The sequence below is a fragment of the Streptomyces sp. JNUCC 63 genome, assembly GCF_054366325.1.
This window is the reverse complement of record NZ_CM135963.1, coordinates 1,946,351-1,965,730: the sequence shown is the minus strand read 5'-3', so window position 1 is coordinate 1,965,730 and position 19,380 is coordinate 1,946,351. Positions and strand designations below refer to the sequence as shown.

The following is a 19,380-nucleotide window of genomic DNA, read 5'->3' as shown; positions in this document are numbered from 1 at the left end:
TGAACAATTAGGGTGCGTCCTGGTTCACTTCCGAGCGGTGCGTGGGACGGGGAGCTCGTGGCCCGTGAGACGCGGATACACAGGGGAGGCCGCCGGGGCGGCCGGGGGGAAGGTTTCGTCGCGTGACACAGACCCACGACGAGCGTCGCGATCGGGACAGGAGCGGAGCTGTCCGCACAGCGGCCTCCGCGCCGCGGCAGCGCACCACTGAGCCGGACGTCACCGCGCTCACCGGTGAGGAGGGCGAACGCTCCTCACCCGGACGCCGGTTGCTCCTGGTGTCCACCAACTACGCGCCCGAGCACACCGGAATCGGCCCGTACGCCACCGGCATCGCCGAGCACTGGGCGAGCCGCGGGCACGACACCCATGTCCTCGCCGGGCTTCCGCACTACCCGTCCTGGCGCCTCGACCCCGCCTACCGCAGGGTGTGGCGGACCACCGAGCAGCGTGCCGGGGTCACCGTGCACCGTCGTCGGCACAGCGTCCCACCGCGCCAAACTGCCCTGCGCAGAGCCCTGTTCGAGAGCACGATCCTCGCCCACGGTCTCGTCGCCCCACCCCGCACCGGCCGCCTCGACGCCGTGCTCGCCCAACTGCCCAGCCTCGCCGGGGGAGTGCTCGGCGCCCGTATCGCCGCCCGGCACCACGCCCCGTACGTGCCGGTCGTGCAGGATCTCATGGGCGCCGCCGCCGCGCAGTCCGGCATCCAGGGCGGCGGCCGCGCCGCCGAGCTGGCCGAGCGTGCGGAGTCGTGGGTGCTGCGGCGTGCCACCCTCGTCGGCGTCATCCATGAGACGTTCATCGAGCGGGTGCGGGCCATGGGCGTGGATCCCGGACGCATCCGCCTGGTTCCCAATTGGTCCCACATACAGGCCCCTTCGACACCCCGTGCCCGCACCCGTGAGCGCCTCGGCTGGCGGCCGGAGCAGACCGTGGTCCTGCACTCCGGCAACATGGGCCTCAAACAGGGGCTGGACGTACTGGTGGAGGCGGCCCGCCGCGACCCGGCCACCCGGATCGTGCTGATGGGCGACGGCAACCAGCGCGAACACCTCGCCCGCCGCGCCGAGGGGCTGCCCAACCTGGAGTTCCTGCCTCCCGTGGCCGACGCCGACTTCCCCGACGTGCTGGCCGCGGCCGACGTGCTCGCCGTGACCCAGCGCGCCTCCGTGCTCGACATGAGCGTCCCTTCCAAGCTCACCTCCTATTTCGCGGCCGGCCGCCCGGTGGTCGCCTCCGTCGCCGCCGAAGGCGGCACGGCACGCGAGGTGCTGCGCTCCGGTGCCGGAATGCTCGTGGAACCGGAGAATCCCGATCAGTTTCTGTCAGCAGTGCGTAGACTCGCCGAAGATCCGGCGATGGCAGACGAGTTGGGCGCGGCGGGACCGCGCCATGTGGCTGCTCATCTGTCACGGGAGGCGGGTCTCGCGCGGATCGACGCGCTGATCGACGAGGCTTTGGGGGGTCTTGGCAGGTGAGCGACACACACGTTCACGTCCGAGGGGAGGACGAGCCGGAGCAGTTGCGCGAGCAGTTCCGTCAACTGCTGCGCTATCGCTGGCTGATCGGTGGCGGCGTCGGCGTCGGACTGCTGGCCGGCGCCTGGCTCGGCATCACCGGCGCCGACAGCTACACCGCCACCACCGACATCGTGCTGCGCGCCCCCACCACCGACCCCTTCGCGCCGACCCTCTCCAGCGACAAGGCGATCAACATGGGGTCCGAGCGGCAGACGGCGCTCAGCCGCAAGGTCGCCGAAGGCGCCGCGAAGCGACTCGGGATGGGCGCGGACGGGGCCGACCGGCTCCAGCACGGGCTCCAGGTCACCAACCCGCCGCAGACCCTCGTGCTGCACTTCACGTACAGCGCCTCCGACCCGAAGGAGGCGGCGCGCCGCGCCAACGCCCTCACGCAGTCCTACATCGACCTGCGCAAGGAGCAGTGGGAGTCCGTCCGGGGGTCGATGCTCAAGAGCCTGCAGGACCAGCTCGATCCCGTCGCCAAGCAGAACGACGAACTCTCCCGGCGGCTCAAGGCACTGCCCAACGGCTCCGCCGCGGACTCCGCCTACGCGGTGCAGGCGAACCTGCTCAACCGCATCACCGACCTCCGCAGCAAGATCACCAGTCTGAAGGCGCTCGACATGACGCCCGGCAACGTGATCCGCGACGCCACCGTCCCCACCTTGTCCGACGGGCCGGGCCTGCCGCTCTCGCTCGGCCTGGGCGGCCTCGTCGGCGTCGGCCTCGGCCTGCTCGGCGCCTGGGTGCGCCTGGTCTTCGATCCCGCGCCGCGCTCGGCCGGTGACGTGGCCCGTGCGGTGCGCGGTCCCGTCCTCGGCGCGCTGTCGCGCGGCTCGACGGGGGCCCTGGTGGTCGGCCGCACCGACTCCCGGACGGCCGAGGAGTACCGCTCGATCGCCTTCCGGCTCGCCTACGACGAGAGGTTCGCCGACCGGCGGCGCCTGCTCGTTGTCGCCCCGCGCGGATCCATGGAGCCGAGTGTGGCCGTCGCGGTCAACCTCGCCGCGTCCTTCGCGGAGACCGGCAAGAACGTGCTGCTCGTGGAGGCCGACCTGCGCACCCCGTCCCTCTCCGAACGGCTCGACGTGTCCGCCACCTCCCGGCCCCGCTGGAGCCGCACCGGTGAGTACGCCGACGGCGAGTGGCCCGGTCGCGGCCAGCTCGTGGTCGACGCGGGCGAGTCCGGGGCCTTCGGCCTCGTCCCCGGCGAGCGGGTGCGCAACGTCCCCCGCGCGCTGACCTCCGCGCGGACCACCCGGCTGATCGCCGAGGCCGACGATCCCGATGCCACCGTCGTGGTCGTCGCCCCGCCCGTCCTCGCCTACGCCGACGCCCTCGCGCTCGTCGACCGTGTCGACGGGGTACTCATCGTCTGCGACCCGCGCACCGTGCACCGAGCCGACCTCGTCCGCATCCGTGAGCTGATCGTCGGCGCGGGCGGCACCGTGCTCGGCGCGGTGACGCACACCAAGTCACGCCGGGGCGAAGCGGCGACCGCCGTCCGCCGCGACAACCGGCGCCAGGGGACCAGGAGTTCGGCAGCCCACCCCGCTCCGTCCAGCACCCGCCCCGAGCCCGAGCGGAACCTGGACGGCGACGACAGCAACACGATCGCTCTGCGCACCGTCCGCTCGGGGGACCGGTGACCGCCCCGGGGGAACATCCGCCGACGTCCGAGCCGCCGCGCGTACCGCGGCGTTCGACGGCCGTGTTCGCCTCCGTGCTCGACCAGGCGGCGTCCAGCCTCACCAACATCGCCGTGCTGGTGATCGCCGCCCGCGTCTCCACTGTGCACGGGTTCGCCACCTTCTCCATGGTCTACCTGGCCTTCACGGTGCTGCTCGGCCTCAACATGGCGTACGTGGGCCAGGCCGTCGTCCTCACCCGCGGCGACACCGCGGCCACCGGGGCCGCCTGCCGGTCCGCGGTCTCCTTCACCGCGCTGGCGGCCACCGCCGTCGGCGCCCTGCTCGCCGCCGTCGGCGCGGTCACCGCCGTCGTCACCGGCGGCTGGGCCGGGCCGGGCGGAGCCTTCCTCGCCCTGGGGCTCGTCCTGCCGCTGGTGCTGGTGCAGGACGGGCTGCGGTACGCGTTCTCCACCCTGCGGCGCCCCGGCCTGGCGCTGGCCGCCGACAGCCTGCGTCTGGTGTGCGTGGTGCCCGCGCTGCTGCTTCAGCCCCGGCATCCCGCGCCGGGGCTGCTCGTGGCCGTCTGGGGACTGTCGGCCGTGCCGGCGCTGCTGCTCGGCCTGCGCCTGCTGTGGCCCCACGTGCGCGGCGCCCGAGCCGACCTGCTGCCCTATGTGCGCGGAGGCCACCTCGGACGGCGCTTCGTGGTGGAGTTCGCGGTGGGCAACGCCTCCAGCCAGCTCGCCGTGCTGGGTCTCGGGCTGTTCGCCGCCCCACTGGCGGTCGGAGCGCTGCGCGGGGCAACCACGCTCTTCGGCCCGCTCAACGTCCTGTTCAACTCGGTCAACGCGTTCGGGCCGCCGCTGCTGGGCCGCCTCGGAGGCCGCCGGGCCACGGCCCGCGCCGCCGCCGTGCTCGGCCTCGTGCTCTGTGCCGCCGGCCTCGCCTGGGGACTGGTGCTCTACGCCCTGCCCGACGGCCTGGGACGCCAACTCCTCGGCGCCACCTGGCAGTCGGCATCCGCGCTGCTGCCCGCCTCGGGCGCCCAGTACGCGGTGATGGGCCTGGGGACCTGCGCCCTGGTGACCCTGCGGGTGCTCAGCCCGCGCTCCACCCTGTCGGTGCAGGTGGTGTTCTCGCTGCTCTCGGTCGTCCTCATGCTCGGCGGATACCTGCTGAGCGGGTCGGCGCTGGGCGCGGCCTGGGGACTGGCCGCGGGTTCCGCGCTGAAGGCGGTGGCGGCCTGGACACGCGTCGCCCGCCTGCGCGCGGAGGAGCGGCCCACGGCCGCGTCCCTCCCGGCGGTCCCCACGGGCTGAGAGCCGGCAGGGTCAGGGCCTGTCCGGCGGATCATGCCGCAGACGCGGGGTCCGGCACTCCCCCGAGCTCTTCGAGCAGGGGGGACCCCCACCCCGAGCTCTTCGAGCAGGGGGGACCCCCCACCCCGAGCTCTTCGAGCAGGGGGGACCCCCCACCCCGAGCTCTTCGAGCAGGGGGGACCCCCCACCCCGAGCTCTTCGAGCAGGGGGGACCCCCCACCCCGAGCTCTTCGAGCAGGGGGGACCCCATCGCGTCGACGCCCTCCTCCGCCTTGCAGCTGCACGCTCCCCGAGCTCTTGATGAGCAGGGGACCCCATCGCCCCCGCTCGCCCGGGCCGATGGCCGACCGCCGATCTCCTGCGGCTTGATCCGCCGGACAGGCCCTTGCCCGGCAGTCCCTGTTCAGCGCAGCCCGGCCGCCCGGTCCTGCCGGAAAGTGGTGATCAGCGCGATGCAGAACGCCGCGATCGCCACGCGCCCCGACGCCTGCAGCAGGGGCCCCCGCAGCAGGATGAAGGAGTACCCGGCGATCAGGGGCACGGTCAGCGCGATCAGGCTGCCCGGCGGGGCCCGGCGCACCGCCCGGCGCGCATAGCGGCGGTCGACGCGCGCCGCCGCGTACCCCAGGGCCACGAACCCCGCCGTCATGCCGACCGAGCCGAAGTCGATCCACAGTTCGGCCCACATCGGCGACGAGAGATTGGTGTTGGTCGCCCCCATCCATTGCCCGATCATCACGCCGGTGTCCATCGGCTTGCCCGGCCACACCGACCGGGGTACCGCGAACAGCACCGAGCCCGCCAGTTGGCGACCGTAGGCGTGACCGCGCCCCGACCGCACATAGGTGACGGTGTTGGCGAACATGCCGACCTGGTCGTAGTCCTTGAGGGCCAGCGGCTCCAGGGGGGAAGTGGTCTGGATCGGACGGTAGTTCGCGTCGTCGTAGCGGAACCTGTCCGCGAACGGGAAGACGATCAGTGCCACCACCACGCCCAGGCTCAGTGCGATCCGGTACAGCGCGGCGCTCACCGGGAAGACGGTGAACAACAGCGAGAAGAGGACGGTGAGGAACCAGAAACGCGGGTTGGAGATCGGGTTGTTGACCACCGCGTTCACCGCGGTCAGCGCCAGCCACACGGCGATGATCACCGCGGAGCGGCGGGCCCGCCGCGAGGTCACCAGCCACCGTGTGTACACCAGCCAGGCGATGAGGACGGGCACGGTACCGAAGCCGCGCACGATGGCCTGGCCCACCTGCGAGTCCGCCTGGGAGAGCCCTGCTTCCCCGACGCTGCTGATGATCTCCTGACGGCTTGTGAAGAAGACCGCGGGGCCGCCCAGTTTGACCACAAGGAGCGCCGAACCGGCGAAGGCGACAAGTGCCAGCAAGTACAGGCGGCGGCGGTGCACCAGCGCCGGGCGCAGCCTGTCGTCCCGCTCCCGTCCCGGCCGCTGACGGGCCAGCAGCGAGCCGATGTCGAAGGCGACACAGCCGATCAGGACGAGCGAGACGGCTTCGGTCAGATCGGTGCGCGCCCCCACCACCGGGGTCGGCGTGCGTCCGAGCACGGCCTGGGCGAGCGGCGCCACACCCATCGCCATGTAGACGAACAGCCAGAAGGAACCGGCGAGCAGCTTGCGGCGGCTGGTGAGGATCATCGCCGACAGCCGGGTGCCCGCGTACATCGTCAGCGCCAACTGCATCCACAACGCCGAGTCGCGCAGGCCCGTGCCCGGCTGGACCAACACCAGCAGCGGCAGGAACACCGAGAAGCCGAGCACGAGCGGGACCGACAGCGCGCGAGAGAGCAGCGTGCGCGGTGAGAAGGGCGGCGCGGTGCGCTCCTGCGAACTCGGCCCCGGCGTCTCGGGCGCCGTCGTCGCGCTGCGGTCCGTTTGCTGCGTCATGGCGCCCCCGCCCCCGAAAAAGATCCCCGCCGCAGTCTACTGGCGCCGTTCCTGCGATGAACGGTCAGCCACTAGAGTGTGGCGAAGTGGCGTCTGGGGAGGCGTCGTTGGGGGGACGGATCGATGCGTGATCTCCCGGCCTTCACACTGGTCGGATACGACAAGGGGCGCGGCATACTCGTCCAGGCGCTCTGGTTCGCGGTGATGAACACGGTCTTCATGGCGTGGTTCACCCCGGCCCGCGTCAGGACGGCCCTGCTGCGCGCCTTCGGTGCCGAGATCGGAACGGGGGTGCTCATTCGTCACCGGGTGCGGGTGTTGTGGCCGTGGAAGCTGACGGTCGGCGACCACACCTGGATCGGCGAGGGCGCGTGGATCCTCAACCTGGAGCCGGTCACCCTCGGCGCCCACGTGTGCGTGTCGCAGGAAGCCCTGCTGTGCACCGGCAGCCACGACCACCGCGCCGCCGACTTCCGGTACCGCAACGCGCCGATCACCGTGGACGACGGCGCGTGGATCGCCGCCCGCGCCACCGTCCTGGCCGGAGTGAAGGTCGGCCGCTGCGCCGTCGTCGGCGCCGGGGCGGTCCTCCACAAGGACCTGCCCGAACTGACCCTGCACACCGCCGACAACCGGCGCCGACCCGTCGAGGAGCCGGCGTGAGAGTGCTGCACGCGGTCACCCTGCACAGCACCACCCATGCCTTCGGCGGCCCGGTCCGGGTCGCCCTCAACCTCTGCCAGGGCCTGCGGACACGCGGACACGACGCCCGCCTCACCGCCCTCGCCGACGGCTTTCAGCGGCCGCTGCCCGAGGAGGTGGAGGGCGTGCCCGCCCGGCTCCATCAGGCACGCAGGGTCCTGCCGTTGGGGTTCAGCGGCCTGACCTCCCCGTCACTTCTCGCCGGCGCCCACCGCCTCGTGCGGTGGGCCGACGTGGTCCATGTGCATCTCGCGCGCGACCTGGTGACGCTGCCGGTGGCGCTCGCCGCGCTGCGCGCCGGGCGGCCCCTGGTCCTGCAGACGCACGGCATGGTCGACCCGAGCGAGCGGCTGTCGGCCCGGCTCCTCGACGCGGTCGCGGTGCGCCGGGTGTTGCGCGGCGCCGCTGCCGTGCTGCATCTCACCACGCACGAACTCCGGGACCTGCACGCCGTGGTGGGCAAAGCGGGCCTCGACCGTGCGGTCCGCCTGGTCAACGGCGTTCCCGCGCAGCCCGAGGCCCCCGCCACCCAGGGACCGCCGCGCATCCTGTACGCGGCCCGGCTGCAGGCCCGGAAGCGCCCCGTCGACCTGGTGGACGCCGCGCCCGCGATCCTGGCCCGGCATCCGGAGGCGGCCTTCGTCGTGGCCGGGCCGGACGAGGGTGAACTCGCCGCCGTGCGGCGGCGGATCGACGAGCTGGGACTCGCGGGGAAGGTGAGCTGCCCGGGGCCGCTCACCGGGACGCGCATGGCCGAGGAACTGCGCCGGGCGCACGTCTACGTGCTGCCGTCGGTGGACGAGCCGTTCCCGATGTCGGTCCTGGAGGCGATGGCCGTGGGCACCCCGGTCGTGGTGACCGACTCCAACGGCCTGGCCCGCGACGTGGACCGGGCCGGAGCCGGGCGCGTGGCGACCGGCCCGGACGGTATCGCCCCAGCCGTGCTCGACCTGCTGGAGCCGTCCGTGCGCCGGTCCGCGTCGGCGGCGGCCCGCAAGCTCACCGCCGAGACGTTCTCCATGGACGCGGTCCTGGGCACGCTGCTCGACGTGTACGAGCGGGCCTACGCGGGAAGCCAGGCGTAGCAGCCCGACGAGACGAACGTACGGGTCCCGGCCGGGATCCTCGCGGTCACCTTCTTCGGGCCGCCCGGGCCGGGCCCGGACGTCAGCACCTTGTCACCTGCGCCCAGCGCCTTCCAGGTGCAGCCCCCGGCGGTGGTCAGCGCCCGGTACGTGCCCGGCTCCGGTTTCTCGCGCGTGCCGTCGGCGAAACCGGTCGCGGCGGCGCTCAGCAGGGGCTTCAGCTTCGGGCACAGCTGGGCGATCGCGTCGTCGGCGGACGGCACCTCTCCGGCGACGAGCGCGCCGATCGCGGCGTCCTTGTCGTGGGCGGCGGTGCGCTCGATGCGCTGGCAGGCCTCCTGGCCGACCTGGAGCACGGCGGCCGGGTCCATGTTCTCGGGCACTCGGCCGTGCAGGTACTTCTTCTCCTTGGCGGTGAAGGAACCGGTCGCCGGGGTGAGCTTCGCGTCGGGCAGGACCGGGCCCTTGGCGGGTGCCGACGGGCCCTCGGAGGGTGTCGACGGGCCCTCGGGGACGGGGCTCGCCCGGTCGTCGGGTACGGCGGCGGCCTGGTCGTCGGAGATGCTCTGCGTGGGCTTCGGCTTCGCCTCCGTGCCGCTCCCCGAGCCGCAGCCGGCGAGGGCGAGGAGTGCGGTGAGAGCCGCGGCGCCGGCGGCGCCGCGCCGAAGAGGCCGAAGAGGCCGAAGAGGCCGAAGAGGCCGAAGAGTACGAGTGCGCATGGTGGCTCCTGCGGGCCCCAGCGGGCCTGGGTACGGTGGCGGGCCCACGCGAAGGTGCGGGCCCGAGCGGGGCGTGCGGGGCACCGGTCCGTGGTCCGGTGCCCCGCACGCGGGGACGCGGTGAGGGTTACGGCGCCCCGAAGATCAGCACCAGCTGCGGGGTGTTCTCCGCGGCCGACGCCTCCCTGGACCACAGCCACAGGGCATCCGTCCCGGTGCTCGTGAGCGCCAGGTCGTAAGCGCCGCCCAGGGCCGGGGAGAGCGCCGCGGTGTCGAGCGTCGCCGAGTAGACCGTCGAGAGGTCGGTGGCCCCGCTCAGGGTGCCGACCACGGTCGAGGACACGGCGGGCCTGGAGACGTAGGTGGTCCCTGTCTCCGTCCAGCTGCCGGTGACCGGCCGCACGGAGATGTCGTCCGTGCTGCCCGCGCTGTCCAGCGTGGTGGTCTTCACCGCGAGCCGTGCGCTCTTGAGTACCGTCCCGGCCGGAGCCGACGGCAGGTCGAAGCGCAGATACGTCTCGTACGCCGCGCTGCCGCGCACCGCCAGCGAGGTGGAGGTGCCGTAATTGGTGCTGGGAGCACCGGCGTTGACGTACGTGTCCTGCGACGCCCGGACGGTCTGCACGCTGTCGGCCGGAGCCGAGGCCGCGGTGTAGTGGCTCTGCACCTGGGCCGCGCTCAGCACCGACGGGTAGACCGCGGTCTCGTCGATCTGCCCGGCGAAGTAGTTGCTGGAGGGCTGGTTCGGCCAGCCGTTGAGGTTGTCGCCGCCGACGTGCCAGTAACCGCTGTAGCTCTGGCTGTTCGTCTCGGCCAGCGTGCCGATCTGGGCGCCGTCCACGTACAGCGCCATCCCGGAGGCGCCCTGGGTGGCGACGACGTGGTGCCAGGTGCCGTCGTTGTAGCTGCCCGGCGAGGTGATGGTGCGGGCGCTGCCCGTCCACACGCCGAAGACCAGCCGGCCGTCGTTGCGCATGTAGACGTGCTTGTCGTAGTTGTCGCTGGCCCGCGTGGTGTTGTTGCCGAACCCGACGATCTTGCCGCCCCGGCCGGTGGTCGTCTTGAACCAGGTCTCGACCGAGTACTGACTCGGCACCGTGGTGCGCTTGTCGCTGTAGACGATCTGGTTGCTGCCGTTGAAGCCGATGGCGGTGGACGGACCGGTCACGGCGGCCGGGGTCTGGCGCAGCGAGGGTCCGCCCAGGTGGATGCCGTTCTGGTCGCCGGGTGAGGTGTCGCCGACGAACGGAGTGACGGACTCGTCGTAGCGCCAGTACAGGTTCGCGCCGTCGTCGAGCACCTTCGCCGCGTATTTCTGGGCGGAGGCCGGCACCGTCACCGTGGCCGTGGCGGACAGCGCGGAGGTGTTGCCCGCGCCGTCGGTGGCCGTCACCCGGTAGCTGTAGGTGGAGCCGGCGGTCACGTTCTTGTCGGTGAAGGACAGCTGCGGGCGCGACCACTCCACGGAGTCGCCGTCGACGGTGTACACGGGCGTGGAACCACCGTTGCGGTAGACCTTGTACGTCAGCCTGGTGTCGTCCTTGTCGAGGCCGGCGCGCCAGCGGACCTGTGCCTCGGTCGGCTTGACGGACTCGGCGCCGACCACTGGCACCGTCGGCGCGCCGATGTCCGGGGAGGCCGGGAAGTGCGTCAGGCCCTGGGCCGCGGAGCCGTTGACGGTGGTGAACTCGCCGCCGACCCACATGTACTTGTTGTCGGAGGTCTCGGAGACCGCCATGGCACGCGGGCCGATGCCCTCGCCCAGGCCGTCGTTGGTGTCCGGGAACCAGCCCAGTTTGTTGGTGCCGGTCGTCGGCTCCGCGAGCAGGTGGTAGCGGCGCCCGTCGGGGAACTCCCCCATGCTGGAGCAGTCGTGCGCGTGCGAGGCGCTGTAGAGGACGTCCTGGTACGACTTGACGGCCTGGGTGGCGCCGAGGCAGGTGTCGCGCCAGCGCTGGTTGAGCGTGGACAGCTCGAGCGCGATACGGCCGTCGAAGACGCCGCCGCCGGTGCCCTCGTTGGCGGTGTAGAAGCCCGTGGCGTCGGTGTCGAGCCCCTTGACCACCGAGTTGGTCTCGATGAACCCCGGGTAGGTGCGGACGTTGTCGCCCGTGGTCGCGTCGACGACGGCCAGGGCGTGCGAGTTCGTGCCGTTGACGGTGAAGAAGTCACCGCCGAGGATCACGTTCTTGCCGTCCGGGGTGACCGCGACGGCCCGGCCGGGCGCGTCGACGTCGGCCTGGAACGGCTTGACCGCGCCGCTGGTGGCGTCCACCGCCGCGTACCGCGCGTGCGCGCTGCCGCCGACAGTGGAGAAGTCACCGCCCAGATACACGGTGTCGTCGGTGACCGCGAGCGCCCGCACGGTGGCGGAGACGCTGGGGCGGAAGTTCGCCTTGGGCGTGCAGGTGGCGATGTCGATGGCGGCGAGGCTGCTGACCTGCGTGCCGTTGACCGCGCCGAAGTAGCCGCCGGCGTACAGCGTCTTCTTGTCCGGCGAGACGGCGAGCGCCCGCACGGTCGCGGTGCCGCTGCCGATGGTGAAGGACAGCTTGCAGGACGTGGGATCGCCGCTCGCCGCGTCCAGCGCGACGAAGTTCACCGCGTTCTGCGCGGTGCCGCTTCCTCCCTGGGGCGGGCGCACCTGCGAGAAGGTGCCGCCCGCGAAGACCATGCCGTGCGCCTCCGCCAGGGCCCACACGATGCCGTTGGTCTGCCAGGTCGGCAGGTCGTCGGCGGTGAAGGCGACGGGCGGGGTCAGCGCGGCGGCCGGCTGCTCCAGGGCCACCAGGCCCAGACCCGCCGTGGTGGACAGGACGAGGGCGGCGCTGAGCCGCCTGGATCTTTTCATGTACCCCCCGGCTCCAGGGCCCGGTCGCGGGCCCTCAGCCTCGACGAGCCCGCCGGTGTTCCCCGGATCCGAACGGGCTGCATGAACGTATTTGCTCGCGAACCATACGAGTACATGACACGCCATGGAACGCACTTGACTCATCTAATGGGAAATTTCTATGTGTTCACGGTGACCCCGCACGTCCCGGACGTCCGCACCCGGTACACACGGCCGCCTTTCCGTACGCACCCGGCGTCAGCGGTCGATGCGCACCACGGCGCCCGCGAGCTGGTCCTCCACCTGCCGCACATCGGCGTCGACCATGATCCGCGCGAGCTCCTCCACCAGGACGGTGGGCCGCCAGCCCAGCGTCTCGCGCGCCTTGGACGCGTCACCGATCAGTGCGTCGACCTCGCTGGGACGCTCGTACTTGGGGTCGTAGCGCACGTACTTGTTCCAGTCGAGGTCGGCGTGGGCGAACGCGGTCTCCACGAACTGCCGCACGGTGGCCGGGACTCCGGTGGCGACCACGTAGTCCGTCGGCTCGTCGTGCTGGAGCATCCGCCACATCGCCTCGACGTACTCGGGCGCGTACCCCCAGTCGCGGACCGCGTCCAGGTTGCCGAGGTAGAGACGGTCCTGGAGGCCGGCCCTGATCCGGGCGACGGCGCGGGTGATCTTGCGGGTCACGAAGGTCTCGCCGCGGCGCGGGGACTCGTGGTTGAACAGGATGCCGTTGACCGCGAACATCCCGTACGCCTCACGGTAGTTGACGGTCGTCCAGTACGCGAAGACCTTCGCGGCGCCGTACGGGCTGCGCGGGTGGAAGGGGGTGCCCTCGTTCTGCGGGGGCGGCGTGGAACCGAACATCTCCGAGGACGACGCCTGGTAGATGCGGGTCTCCACCCCGCTCGCCCGGATGGCCTCCAGCAGCCGCAGCGTGCTCAGGCCGGTCACGTCACCGGTGTAGAGCGGCGCGTCGAAGGAGACCCGCACATGGGACTGGGCGCCCAGGTTGTACACCTCGTCCGGCTGTATGTCGCGCAGCAGGTTCACCAGCGCCACCCCGTCGGAGAGGTCGGCGTGATGCAGCACGAAGCGGCGCTCGGCCTCCTGGGGGCCCTGGTAGATGTGGTCGATCCGCTCGGTGTTGAAGCTGGACGACCGCCGCACCAGGCCGTGCACCCGGTATCCCTTCGACAGCAGCAGCTCCGCCAGGTACGAGCCGTCCTGCCCGGTCACGCCGGTGATCAGCGCGGTCTTGGTCATGCGGTGTTCCCCTCCCTGCCGGACCCGCCCCGGGGACGGATCCGGTCCGTGCGCCCGCCGTGCGCGGGTCGCATATCGTGAACAACAGGAAATTTCATCAGAGTTGGTGATACGGGCATACGGAGCACGCGGCTCCTGGCATGATCCGGCCCATGACCGCATCGCTGCTGCCCGAACGTGCCCGTGTCTTCGTCGCCGGCCACCGTGGCCTGGTGGGCTCCGCCGTGGCCCGCCGGCTCGCCGCCGACGGGCACGAGGTCCTCACCCGCACCCGCGCCGAACTGGATCTGCGTGACGCCGCGCGTACCGCGGCCGAACTGGCCGCCCTGCGTCCCGACGCGGTGGTGCTCGCCGCCGCGAAGGTCGGCGGGATCATGGCCAACAGCACACAGCCGGTGCAGTTCCTGGAGGAGAACCTCCAGATCCAGCTCAGCGTGATGGCCGGGGCCCACGCCGCCGGTGTGGGCCGCCTGCTCTTCCTGGGGTCGTCGTGCATCTACCCCAAGCACGCCCCCCAGCCGATCACCGAGGACGCGTTGCTGACCGGACCTCTGGAGCCCACCAACGAGGCGTACGCCCTCGCGAAGATCGCGGGCATCGTCCAGGTGCAGTCCTATCGGCGCCAGTACGGCGCGTCGTACATCAGCGCCATGCCGACCAATCTCTACGGGCCGGGCGACAACTTCGACCTGGAGACGTCGCACGTCCTGCCCGCCCTGATCCGCCGCTTCCACGAGGCCGTGGCCGAGGGGCGCGAAGAGGTCGTGCTGTGGGGCAGTGGCACCCCGCGCCGGGAGTTCCTGCACGTGGACGACCTCGCCGCCGCCTGCGCCGTGCTGCTGCGCTCCTACGACGGCGACGGGCCGGTCAACGTCGGCTGCGGCAGCGACCTCACCATCCGCGAGCTGGCCGCGACGGTCGCCGAGGTCACCGGTTTCACCGGCCGGATCACCTGGGACACGACCCGGCCCGACGGCACCCCGCGCAAGCTGCTCGACATCTCCCGGATCGCCGAGCTCGGCTGGAAGCCGGCGATCCCGCTGCGCGACGGCATCGCCGCCACCTACGCCCACTGGCGCAGCGACCTCGACGGCTGACGGGCCCCGCTCCTGCACGGACCCCGGCGGCGCGCAGCGCGCGCCGGGGCGCTGTGCGGCCACGGGCGGCCCTCTCAGTACGCCCCGCGGCCGTCGACGACGGCGCGGAACGTGCGGGCCATGACGTCCACATCACTGGTGAACGACCAGTTGTCGACGTAGCTGAGATCGAGCTGAACCGTTTCGTCCCAGGACAGGTCGGAGCGCCCGCTGATCTGCCACAGCCCGGTCATGCCCGGCCGTACGGTCATCCGCCGCCACTCGACGGGCGTGTAGTGCGCCACCTCGTCGGCGAGTGGCGGCCGCGGACCTACCAGGGACATGTCACCCTTGAGGACGTTGACCAGCTGGGGCAGTTCGTCGAGAGAAGTGCGGCGCAGCCAATGGCCGACCCGGGTGATCCGGGGATCGCGGCGCATCTTGAACATCGGGCCGTCGTGCTCGTTCTCCTGGGCCAGTGCGGCCTTCTGGCGATCGGCACCCACCCGCATGGTGCGGAACTTCCACATCACGAAGGGGCGCCCGGCCCGGCCGATGCGCTCGTGGAGATAGAGCACCGGCCCCGGCGAGGACAGTTTCACCACGGCTGCGATCACCAGCAGTACCGGTGCCAGCACGAGCAGGCCCAGCAGGGCGGTGCTGCGGTCCAGGACCTCCTTGAGCAGAGGCTGCATGCCCTCCCGCACCGGCGGGGCCACGCGCAGCAGCGACAGCCCGCCGGCGGATCCGGTCTCCAGGCGCTTGACGGACACCTCCACCAGACCGGGCGCGACGAACAGTTCGATGCCGGCGTCGTGCAGGCCCCAGGAGAGGCGGCGCAGCCGCTCCCCGGAGAGCGCGACGCCCGGAACGACCAGCACCAGATCGGCGCCGAGCCGGTGCACCGCGCTGATGACCAGGTTGGCGTCCTCCGCGGGGGACTCCGGCGCGGTGGCGGCAAGCCGTTCCCCGGTCCGGATCCCTGAGGCGAACGGGCCCCGTCCCACGGGTACGGCGCCCACCACCACGTACGGGTGGTCGGTGCGCGCGGCGAGGTACGCGGCGACACCGTTCGCGGCGGTGGGCTCGCCCACCACCAGGACCTTGATCACCGCCTGCGCCCTGCGGCGCACCGCCGCGAGATGCCGGTACACCGCCTTGCGGCACACCAGAGTCAGCAGCAGGGCGGGCAGCAGCGCGGCCAGACACAGCAGTGCGCGCAGCCGCACCCCCGCCGCGGCGTGTCCCACCGCGAGCACTCCCAGTAGGATGAACCAGTCGTGGAGCACCGGCAGTGTGCCCCGGCTCTCGCCGATGGCCCGGGCCGCGTAGCGCGAGCGGAACAGCTGGACACCCGTCCAGGAGAGCCCTGCGACGATGCCGCTCGGCACTGCCCACGGCTGGTGTGCGGTGAAGAGCGTCAGCGCCACCGGCACTCCGGCGCCGACGAGGTCGATGATCAGCGACGCGGGTAGGTACCAGCGGGACTTGCGTCCCATCCACAGCGAGGAGCGCGCCCGCGAGCGCGCCTTGCGTGATCTGTCGGATTCAGCGGCCTGTACATCCCACATGTACCCCCCCAGGCACGTTCTGCGGCACGAGTGGCCGGATGTCGCGAACATCCATTCGTCGAACATGCGGCACGATGGTGAACAGTACGGCAAACTTGTGAACGATGGGAGCGTTTACGTGAACATCGCTGAGAAGTTCCGAGCCGTACGAAGTCCCGTGCCGAGCCCGCTGGTTGATCCCGTGGGGCGATGGTCTGACGGAAAACCGTACGAACGTCGAACATGCTGGCTACAGTGAGCGCCCGGTGCGGAAGGGGCCGCACCGCATGGATGTGGGGGTGCGTGGTGGGGGACAGGAACACGGCCGAGGCCGAAGCGACGGGCCGGGACGAAGGGGCGGGCAGAGCCGGTTCGGTGGTGTCCGACCCGGTTGCCGAAGTCCCCGATTCCTCAACCGATGTTTCACAAAAAGGGGTTGACGCCTCCGAAACCCCCCTGGCGCCGCCCCGGCGCCGCAAGAGCCGCGCGCGTCGGGTGCTCGTCGGGGCGCTCGCACTGCTCGCCGTGGGCCTGCTCATGGTGGGCGGGGTCGCCTGGTGGGCCGTCGACCACTACACCGGGAAGGTCGACCGCATCTCCGGCGTCTTCCCGACGCAGGTCCCAGCGGCGGCGCAGCCGGCGCCCTCCGACGGCGGGCAGACCTTCCTCCTCGTGGGCGTCGACAGCCGCTCCGCGCTGCCGACCACGGGCCGCGACGCCAAGGCCCCCGAGTGGACGTACGGGGCCCAGCGCAGTGACACGATGATGCTGGTCCACCTCCCGGCCGACCATTCCGGCGCGTACGTCGTCTCGCTGCCCCGTGACGCGTGGGTGGACATCCCCGGACACGGCAAGGCCAAGCTCAACGCCGCCTTCTCCTGGGGCGGACCGCCGCTGCTCATCGACACGGTGCAGCGGCTGACCAAGGTACGCGTCGACCATCTCGCCGTCATCGACTGGGACGGTTTCAAGAAACTCACCGACTCCGTCGGCGGAGTGGATCTCGTCGTGGACGGTGCCGGTCGCCACATGAACGGCACGCAGGCCCTGGCCTACGTGCGTGAGCGCCATCACCTCGCCCGCGGCGACTTCGACCGCACGCACCGCCAGCAGTACTTCCTGCGGACGCTGCTGGCGAAGGTCATGCGTCCTTCGACCTTCTCCAACCCCGCCAGGGCCGCCGAGGTGCTGGACGACCTCACCGCCGCCGTGAGCGTCGACGATCGGCTCAGCGACGGCGACCTGCGTGGCCTGTTGTGGGACAACAAGAAGGTCCGCCCCGGGAACATGGTGTTCATGAACGCTCCCGTCAAGGGAACCGGCACGATCTCCGGCCAGTCCGTGGTCCTCCTGGACTCCGGCGCCGGTGCTCAGCTGTGGCGGGCCATGCGCGAGGACGCCCTCGACATCTACCTGCAGTCGCACGACGCCGACCTGCTCGGCGCCACCACTCCCTGACGTGACGGCGCAGATCGCCGGAGATGCCCGTCCGGAGACGGTTCGCCGGACAACGGGCCGTACGTGCAATAGAGTTCGCACCGGCGGCCCACCGGCGTCCGCGGAGGACACCCATGACGGATCACCCCGCTCGTCCAACGCGCCGGCACCGAAGGGCGTCAGGCCGCCGACGGCGCACCGCACTCGGCGCCCTGGTCGGCCTGCTGCTGATCGGACTGATCGCCGGCACCGGGCTGGCCCGCGACCGGAAGGCCGCCACGCCCCGCGCCGAGCGGACGGGCGTCGCGGCGCTTCCTTTCGACCTGCCGAGCGCCGAAGTGCTGCGCGACAGCCCGCATCTGGTCTTCGCGCACTACTTTCCCCCGTATCCGCTCTCCCTCGACAACCAGCCCGCCGAGCACGACTACTATGCCCGCAACTACCTCACGCCGCACGGCGAGCAGGGCAAGCACGCGGCCTACGGCGGACTGCTGCGTGACCGGCCCCTGCCCGTGCCGCCGTCCAGTGGCGACTGGCAACTCGCCAACCTGGAAAGGGAGGTGAGGACCGCCCGAGACGCCGGGCTCGACGGGTTCACCGTCGACATCCTCTCCCTGACCGGCACCAACCGTCAGCGCGTCGACATGCTGCTGCGCGCGGCGCGGCGCGTCGATCCGGGCTTCCGGATCGTGCTGATGCCGGACATGACCTCCCTGCACACCGACCCGCGCACCCTCGCAGACCAGTTGGCCCTGCTCGCCGCGTCCCCGTCCGCATACCGGCTGGCCGACGGACGCCTCGTGGTCTCCCCCTTCAAGGCCGAAGTGCGGGAACCCGCCTGGTGGGGCCAAGTCATCGCGCGGCTGCGCGACCACGGCATCGGCACCGCGCTCGTCCCGGTCTTCCTGGACTTCCGAGCCAACGCCGAGAGGTTCGCGCCGATCAGCCACGCCTTCTCGTCCTGGGGCAACCGGAGCCACACCCGCCAGGGCAACGTTCCCGGCGACATCCGGCTCGCCCACTCCCTGGGAAAGAAGTGGATGCAGGCCGTGTCCGTGCAGGACGCCCGGCCCAACCAGGGCATCTACGACGAGGCGGGCAACACCGCCACCCTGCGGTCGACCTGGAACCACGCGATCTCCGACGGTGCGGACTGGGTGCAGCTCACCACCTGGAACGACTACTCGGAAGGCAGCCAGTTCGCCCCCTCACTGCACAACGGTCACGCGTACCTGGACATCTCCTCGTACTACCTCACCCGTTTCAAGACCGGGGCCTGGCCGCAGATCGTCCGCGACACCGTGTACGTCACCTCCCGCGTCCAGTTCACGGATGCCGGCAGTGCCTCGCTCCAGCCCCGGCTGATGCGCCCGCGTCCGGGCACCGCGCCCCCGCGCGACCAGGTGGAACTGCTCACCTTCCTGACCGCGCCCGCCACGGTCTCCGCGCGCGTGGGCACCGTGCCCCACACCTACCGTGCTCCCATCGGCGTGTACGCCCAGGACCTGCCGTTGAGCCCCGGCCGTACCGAGGCCGTGGTCCGCCGCGCGGGGGACACCGTCGCCGCCGTCACGACCCGCTGTCCTGCACGGCGTACGGTCACCGTGCAGGACCTTCAGTACTACGCGGTCTCCAGCGGCCGGTGAACTCCTCGTCCTGTGACGAGTTTTCGATGACGTCGCACATGGAGCGCGTGGCGATTCCAGAGCCGGCTGCCAAGAGCTCCTGACCTGCGGCGTTCTACTGGCAGCGAGCCCTGCCACAGGTCGCGGTGCCCACGGCTTCATGTGGTGACGAATCGGTCGGCACCGGCCTCCAACAGCGAGTCCGTGGAGTCCAGTCGGGTTGCCGCGGCGACGAGCCGGTCGTATCCCCCTCGAAGGACGGGATGCGGAAGTACTCGTTTGCTCGCGCCAGTTCGTCCAGGGCCAACTCCGCATCGTCGTTGTCGATCAGTTCGAGAACCGACCTCAAAGCAGCGGCGGGCCGCCTCTTCTCCATTGCCCGGCGTGCGATGTCCTCGGCGGCGGAGCGCAGGAGGGCGTCGGGTGAGTCCGTGGACTGCGTGTCAGGGGCACCGTCCTTGTGAGGACGTACGTGACCTTTCAGGAGCCGCCGTAGACACGGCCCTACCCATTTCTCCACTTACCGTGGATGAGCGTCTTCTCCAGATCGCTGATCGTAGTGGAGCTGGGGCGTCACGCATACCTCTTGCCCCTTCCGACGTGTTCGCCCTTTCCGTGAGACGTTCAGCCCTGTCTCAGGACGGGTAGGCCACCGCCTCTGTTGTCGAACAGTCGCTTCACCGAGGTCGCGGCATCCTGCCC

At 71.4% G+C, this 19,380-nt stretch carries 13 protein-coding genes; 8 read left to right on the top strand and 5 right to left on the bottom strand.

What is annotated here, in order from left to right:
* The first annotated feature begins 275 nt into the window (after nt 1-275).
* The 3 genes from ACX25U_RS08885 to ACX25U_RS08875 are packed head-to-tail and all read left to right on the top strand — an operon-like array spanning nt 276 to nt 4,473.
* Nucleotides 276-1,481 (top strand): glycosyltransferase family 4 protein, encoded by a 1,206-nt coding sequence (locus ACX25U_RS08885; protein ID WP_454394167.1) that lies wholly within the window; start codon nt 276-278, stop codon nt 1,479-1,481.
* Nucleotides 1,478-3,172, top strand: a complete 1,695-nt coding sequence (locus ACX25U_RS08880) for a lipopolysaccharide biosynthesis protein (protein ID WP_454390320.1) — start codon at nt 1,478-1,480, stop codon at nt 3,170-3,172. Before ACX25U_RS08885 ends, ACX25U_RS08880 begins: the two co-directional genes overlap by 4 nt.
* On the top strand, nt 3,169-4,473 hold the full coding sequence (locus ACX25U_RS08875) for a hypothetical protein (protein ID WP_454390318.1): 1,305 nt from the start codon (nt 3,169-3,171) through the stop codon (nt 4,471-4,473). The genes ACX25U_RS08880 and ACX25U_RS08875 overlap by 4 nt, the downstream gene beginning before the upstream one ends.
* Before the next feature lie 403 nt (nt 4,474-4,876).
* On the opposite strand, the gene ACX25U_RS08870 is transcribed toward ACX25U_RS08875, so the two are convergent.
* Nucleotides 4,877-6,382: a hypothetical protein gene (locus ACX25U_RS08870; protein WP_454390316.1), complete on the bottom strand. Its 1,506-nt coding sequence runs from the start codon at nt 6,380-6,382 to the stop codon at nt 4,877-4,879.
* 123 nt (nt 6,383-6,505) lie between these two features.
* Here ACX25U_RS08870 and ACX25U_RS08865 point away from each other — a divergent pair, with 123 nt between their 5' ends.
* Both ACX25U_RS08865 and ACX25U_RS08860 read left to right on the top strand, forming a co-directional pair.
* Nucleotides 6,506-7,045, top strand: a complete 540-nt coding sequence (locus ACX25U_RS08865; protein ID WP_454390314.1) for a WcaF family extracellular polysaccharide biosynthesis acetyltransferase — start codon at nt 6,506-6,508, stop codon at nt 7,043-7,045.
* Nucleotides 7,042-8,169 (top strand): glycosyltransferase, encoded by a 1,128-nt coding sequence (locus ACX25U_RS08860; RefSeq protein WP_454390312.1) that lies wholly within the window; start codon nt 7,042-7,044, stop codon nt 8,167-8,169. Before ACX25U_RS08865 ends, ACX25U_RS08860 begins: the two co-directional genes overlap by 4 nt.
* On the opposite strand, the gene ACX25U_RS08855 is transcribed toward ACX25U_RS08860, so the two are convergent.
* From ACX25U_RS08855 to gmd, 3 genes are all read right to left on the bottom strand, one after another.
* Nucleotides 8,148-8,888 carry a hypothetical protein gene (locus ACX25U_RS08855; protein ID WP_454390310.1) on the bottom strand — a complete coding sequence of 247 codons (741 nt, stop codon included), beginning with the start codon at nt 8,886-8,888 and terminating at the stop codon, nt 8,148-8,150. The genes ACX25U_RS08860 and ACX25U_RS08855 overlap by 22 nt on opposite strands.
* A gap of 127 nt (nt 8,889-9,015) precedes the next feature.
* On the bottom strand, nt 9,016-11,739 hold the full coding sequence (locus ACX25U_RS08850) for a CBM96 family carbohydrate-binding protein (protein WP_454390308.1): 2,724 nt from the start codon (nt 11,737-11,739) through the stop codon (nt 9,016-9,018).
* A gap of 237 nt (nt 11,740-11,976) precedes the next feature.
* Nucleotides 11,977-12,990 (bottom strand): GDP-mannose 4,6-dehydratase, encoded by a 1,014-nt coding sequence (gmd, locus tag ACX25U_RS08845; protein WP_454390306.1) that lies wholly within the window; start codon nt 12,988-12,990, stop codon nt 11,977-11,979.
* 152 nt (nt 12,991-13,142) lie between these two features.
* Between gmd and ACX25U_RS08840 the strand changes: the two genes are divergently transcribed.
* Entirely contained in the window at nt 13,143-14,087 is a 945-nt protein-coding gene (locus ACX25U_RS08840; protein ID WP_454390304.1) for a GDP-L-fucose synthase family protein, read from the top strand.
* Nucleotides 14,088-14,161: 74 nt separating this feature from the next.
* Here ACX25U_RS08840 and ACX25U_RS08835 read toward each other — a convergent pair whose 3' ends face one another.
* A complete protein-coding gene (locus ACX25U_RS08835; protein WP_454390302.1) occupies nt 14,162-15,565 on the bottom strand; it encodes an exopolysaccharide biosynthesis polyprenyl glycosylphosphotransferase in 1,404 nt (467 codons plus the stop codon).
* Between the two features lie 546 nt (nt 15,566-16,111).
* Here ACX25U_RS08835 and ACX25U_RS08830 point away from each other — a divergent pair.
* Complete coding sequence (locus tag ACX25U_RS08830; RefSeq protein ID WP_454390300.1) at nt 16,112-17,074, top strand: LCP family protein; 963 nt, start codon at nt 16,112-16,114, stop codon at nt 17,072-17,074.
* A gap of 113 nt (nt 17,075-17,187) precedes the next feature.
* Nucleotides 17,188-18,699 (top strand): glycoside hydrolase family 71 protein, encoded by a 1,512-nt coding sequence (locus ACX25U_RS08825; protein ID WP_454390298.1) that lies wholly within the window; start codon nt 17,188-17,190, stop codon nt 18,697-18,699.
* Nucleotides 18,700-19,380 lie beyond the last annotated feature (681 nt).

Bases quoted from the DNA above. Each gene is read 5' to 3' on its own strand.
- ACX25U_RS08870 (WP_454390316.1), bottom strand. From the start codon at position 6,382: ATGACGCAGCAAACGGACCGCAGCGCGACGACGGCGCCCGAGACGCCG.
- ACX25U_RS08865 (WP_454390314.1), top strand. From the start codon at position 6,506: ATGCGTGATCTCCCGGCCTTCACACTGGTCGGATACGACAAGGGGCGC.
- ACX25U_RS08855 (WP_454390310.1), bottom strand. From the start codon at position 8,888: ATGCGCACTCGTACTCTTCGGCCTCTTCGGCCTCTTCGGCCTCTTCGG.
- ACX25U_RS08850 (WP_454390308.1), bottom strand. From the start codon at position 11,739: ATGAAAAGATCCAGGCGGCTCAGCGCCGCCCTCGTCCTGTCCACCACG.
- gmd (WP_454390306.1), bottom strand. From the start codon at position 12,990: ATGACCAAGACCGCGCTGATCACCGGCGTGACCGGGCAGGACGGCTCG.
- ACX25U_RS08840 (WP_454390304.1), top strand. From the start codon at position 13,143: ATGACCGCATCGCTGCTGCCCGAACGTGCCCGTGTCTTCGTCGCCGGC.
- ACX25U_RS08835 (WP_454390302.1), bottom strand. From the start codon at position 15,565: ATGGGACGCAAGTCCCGCTGGTACCTACCCGCGTCGCTGATCATCGAC.
- ACX25U_RS08825 (WP_454390298.1), top strand. From the start codon at position 17,188: ATGACGGATCACCCCGCTCGTCCAACGCGCCGGCACCGAAGGGCGTCA.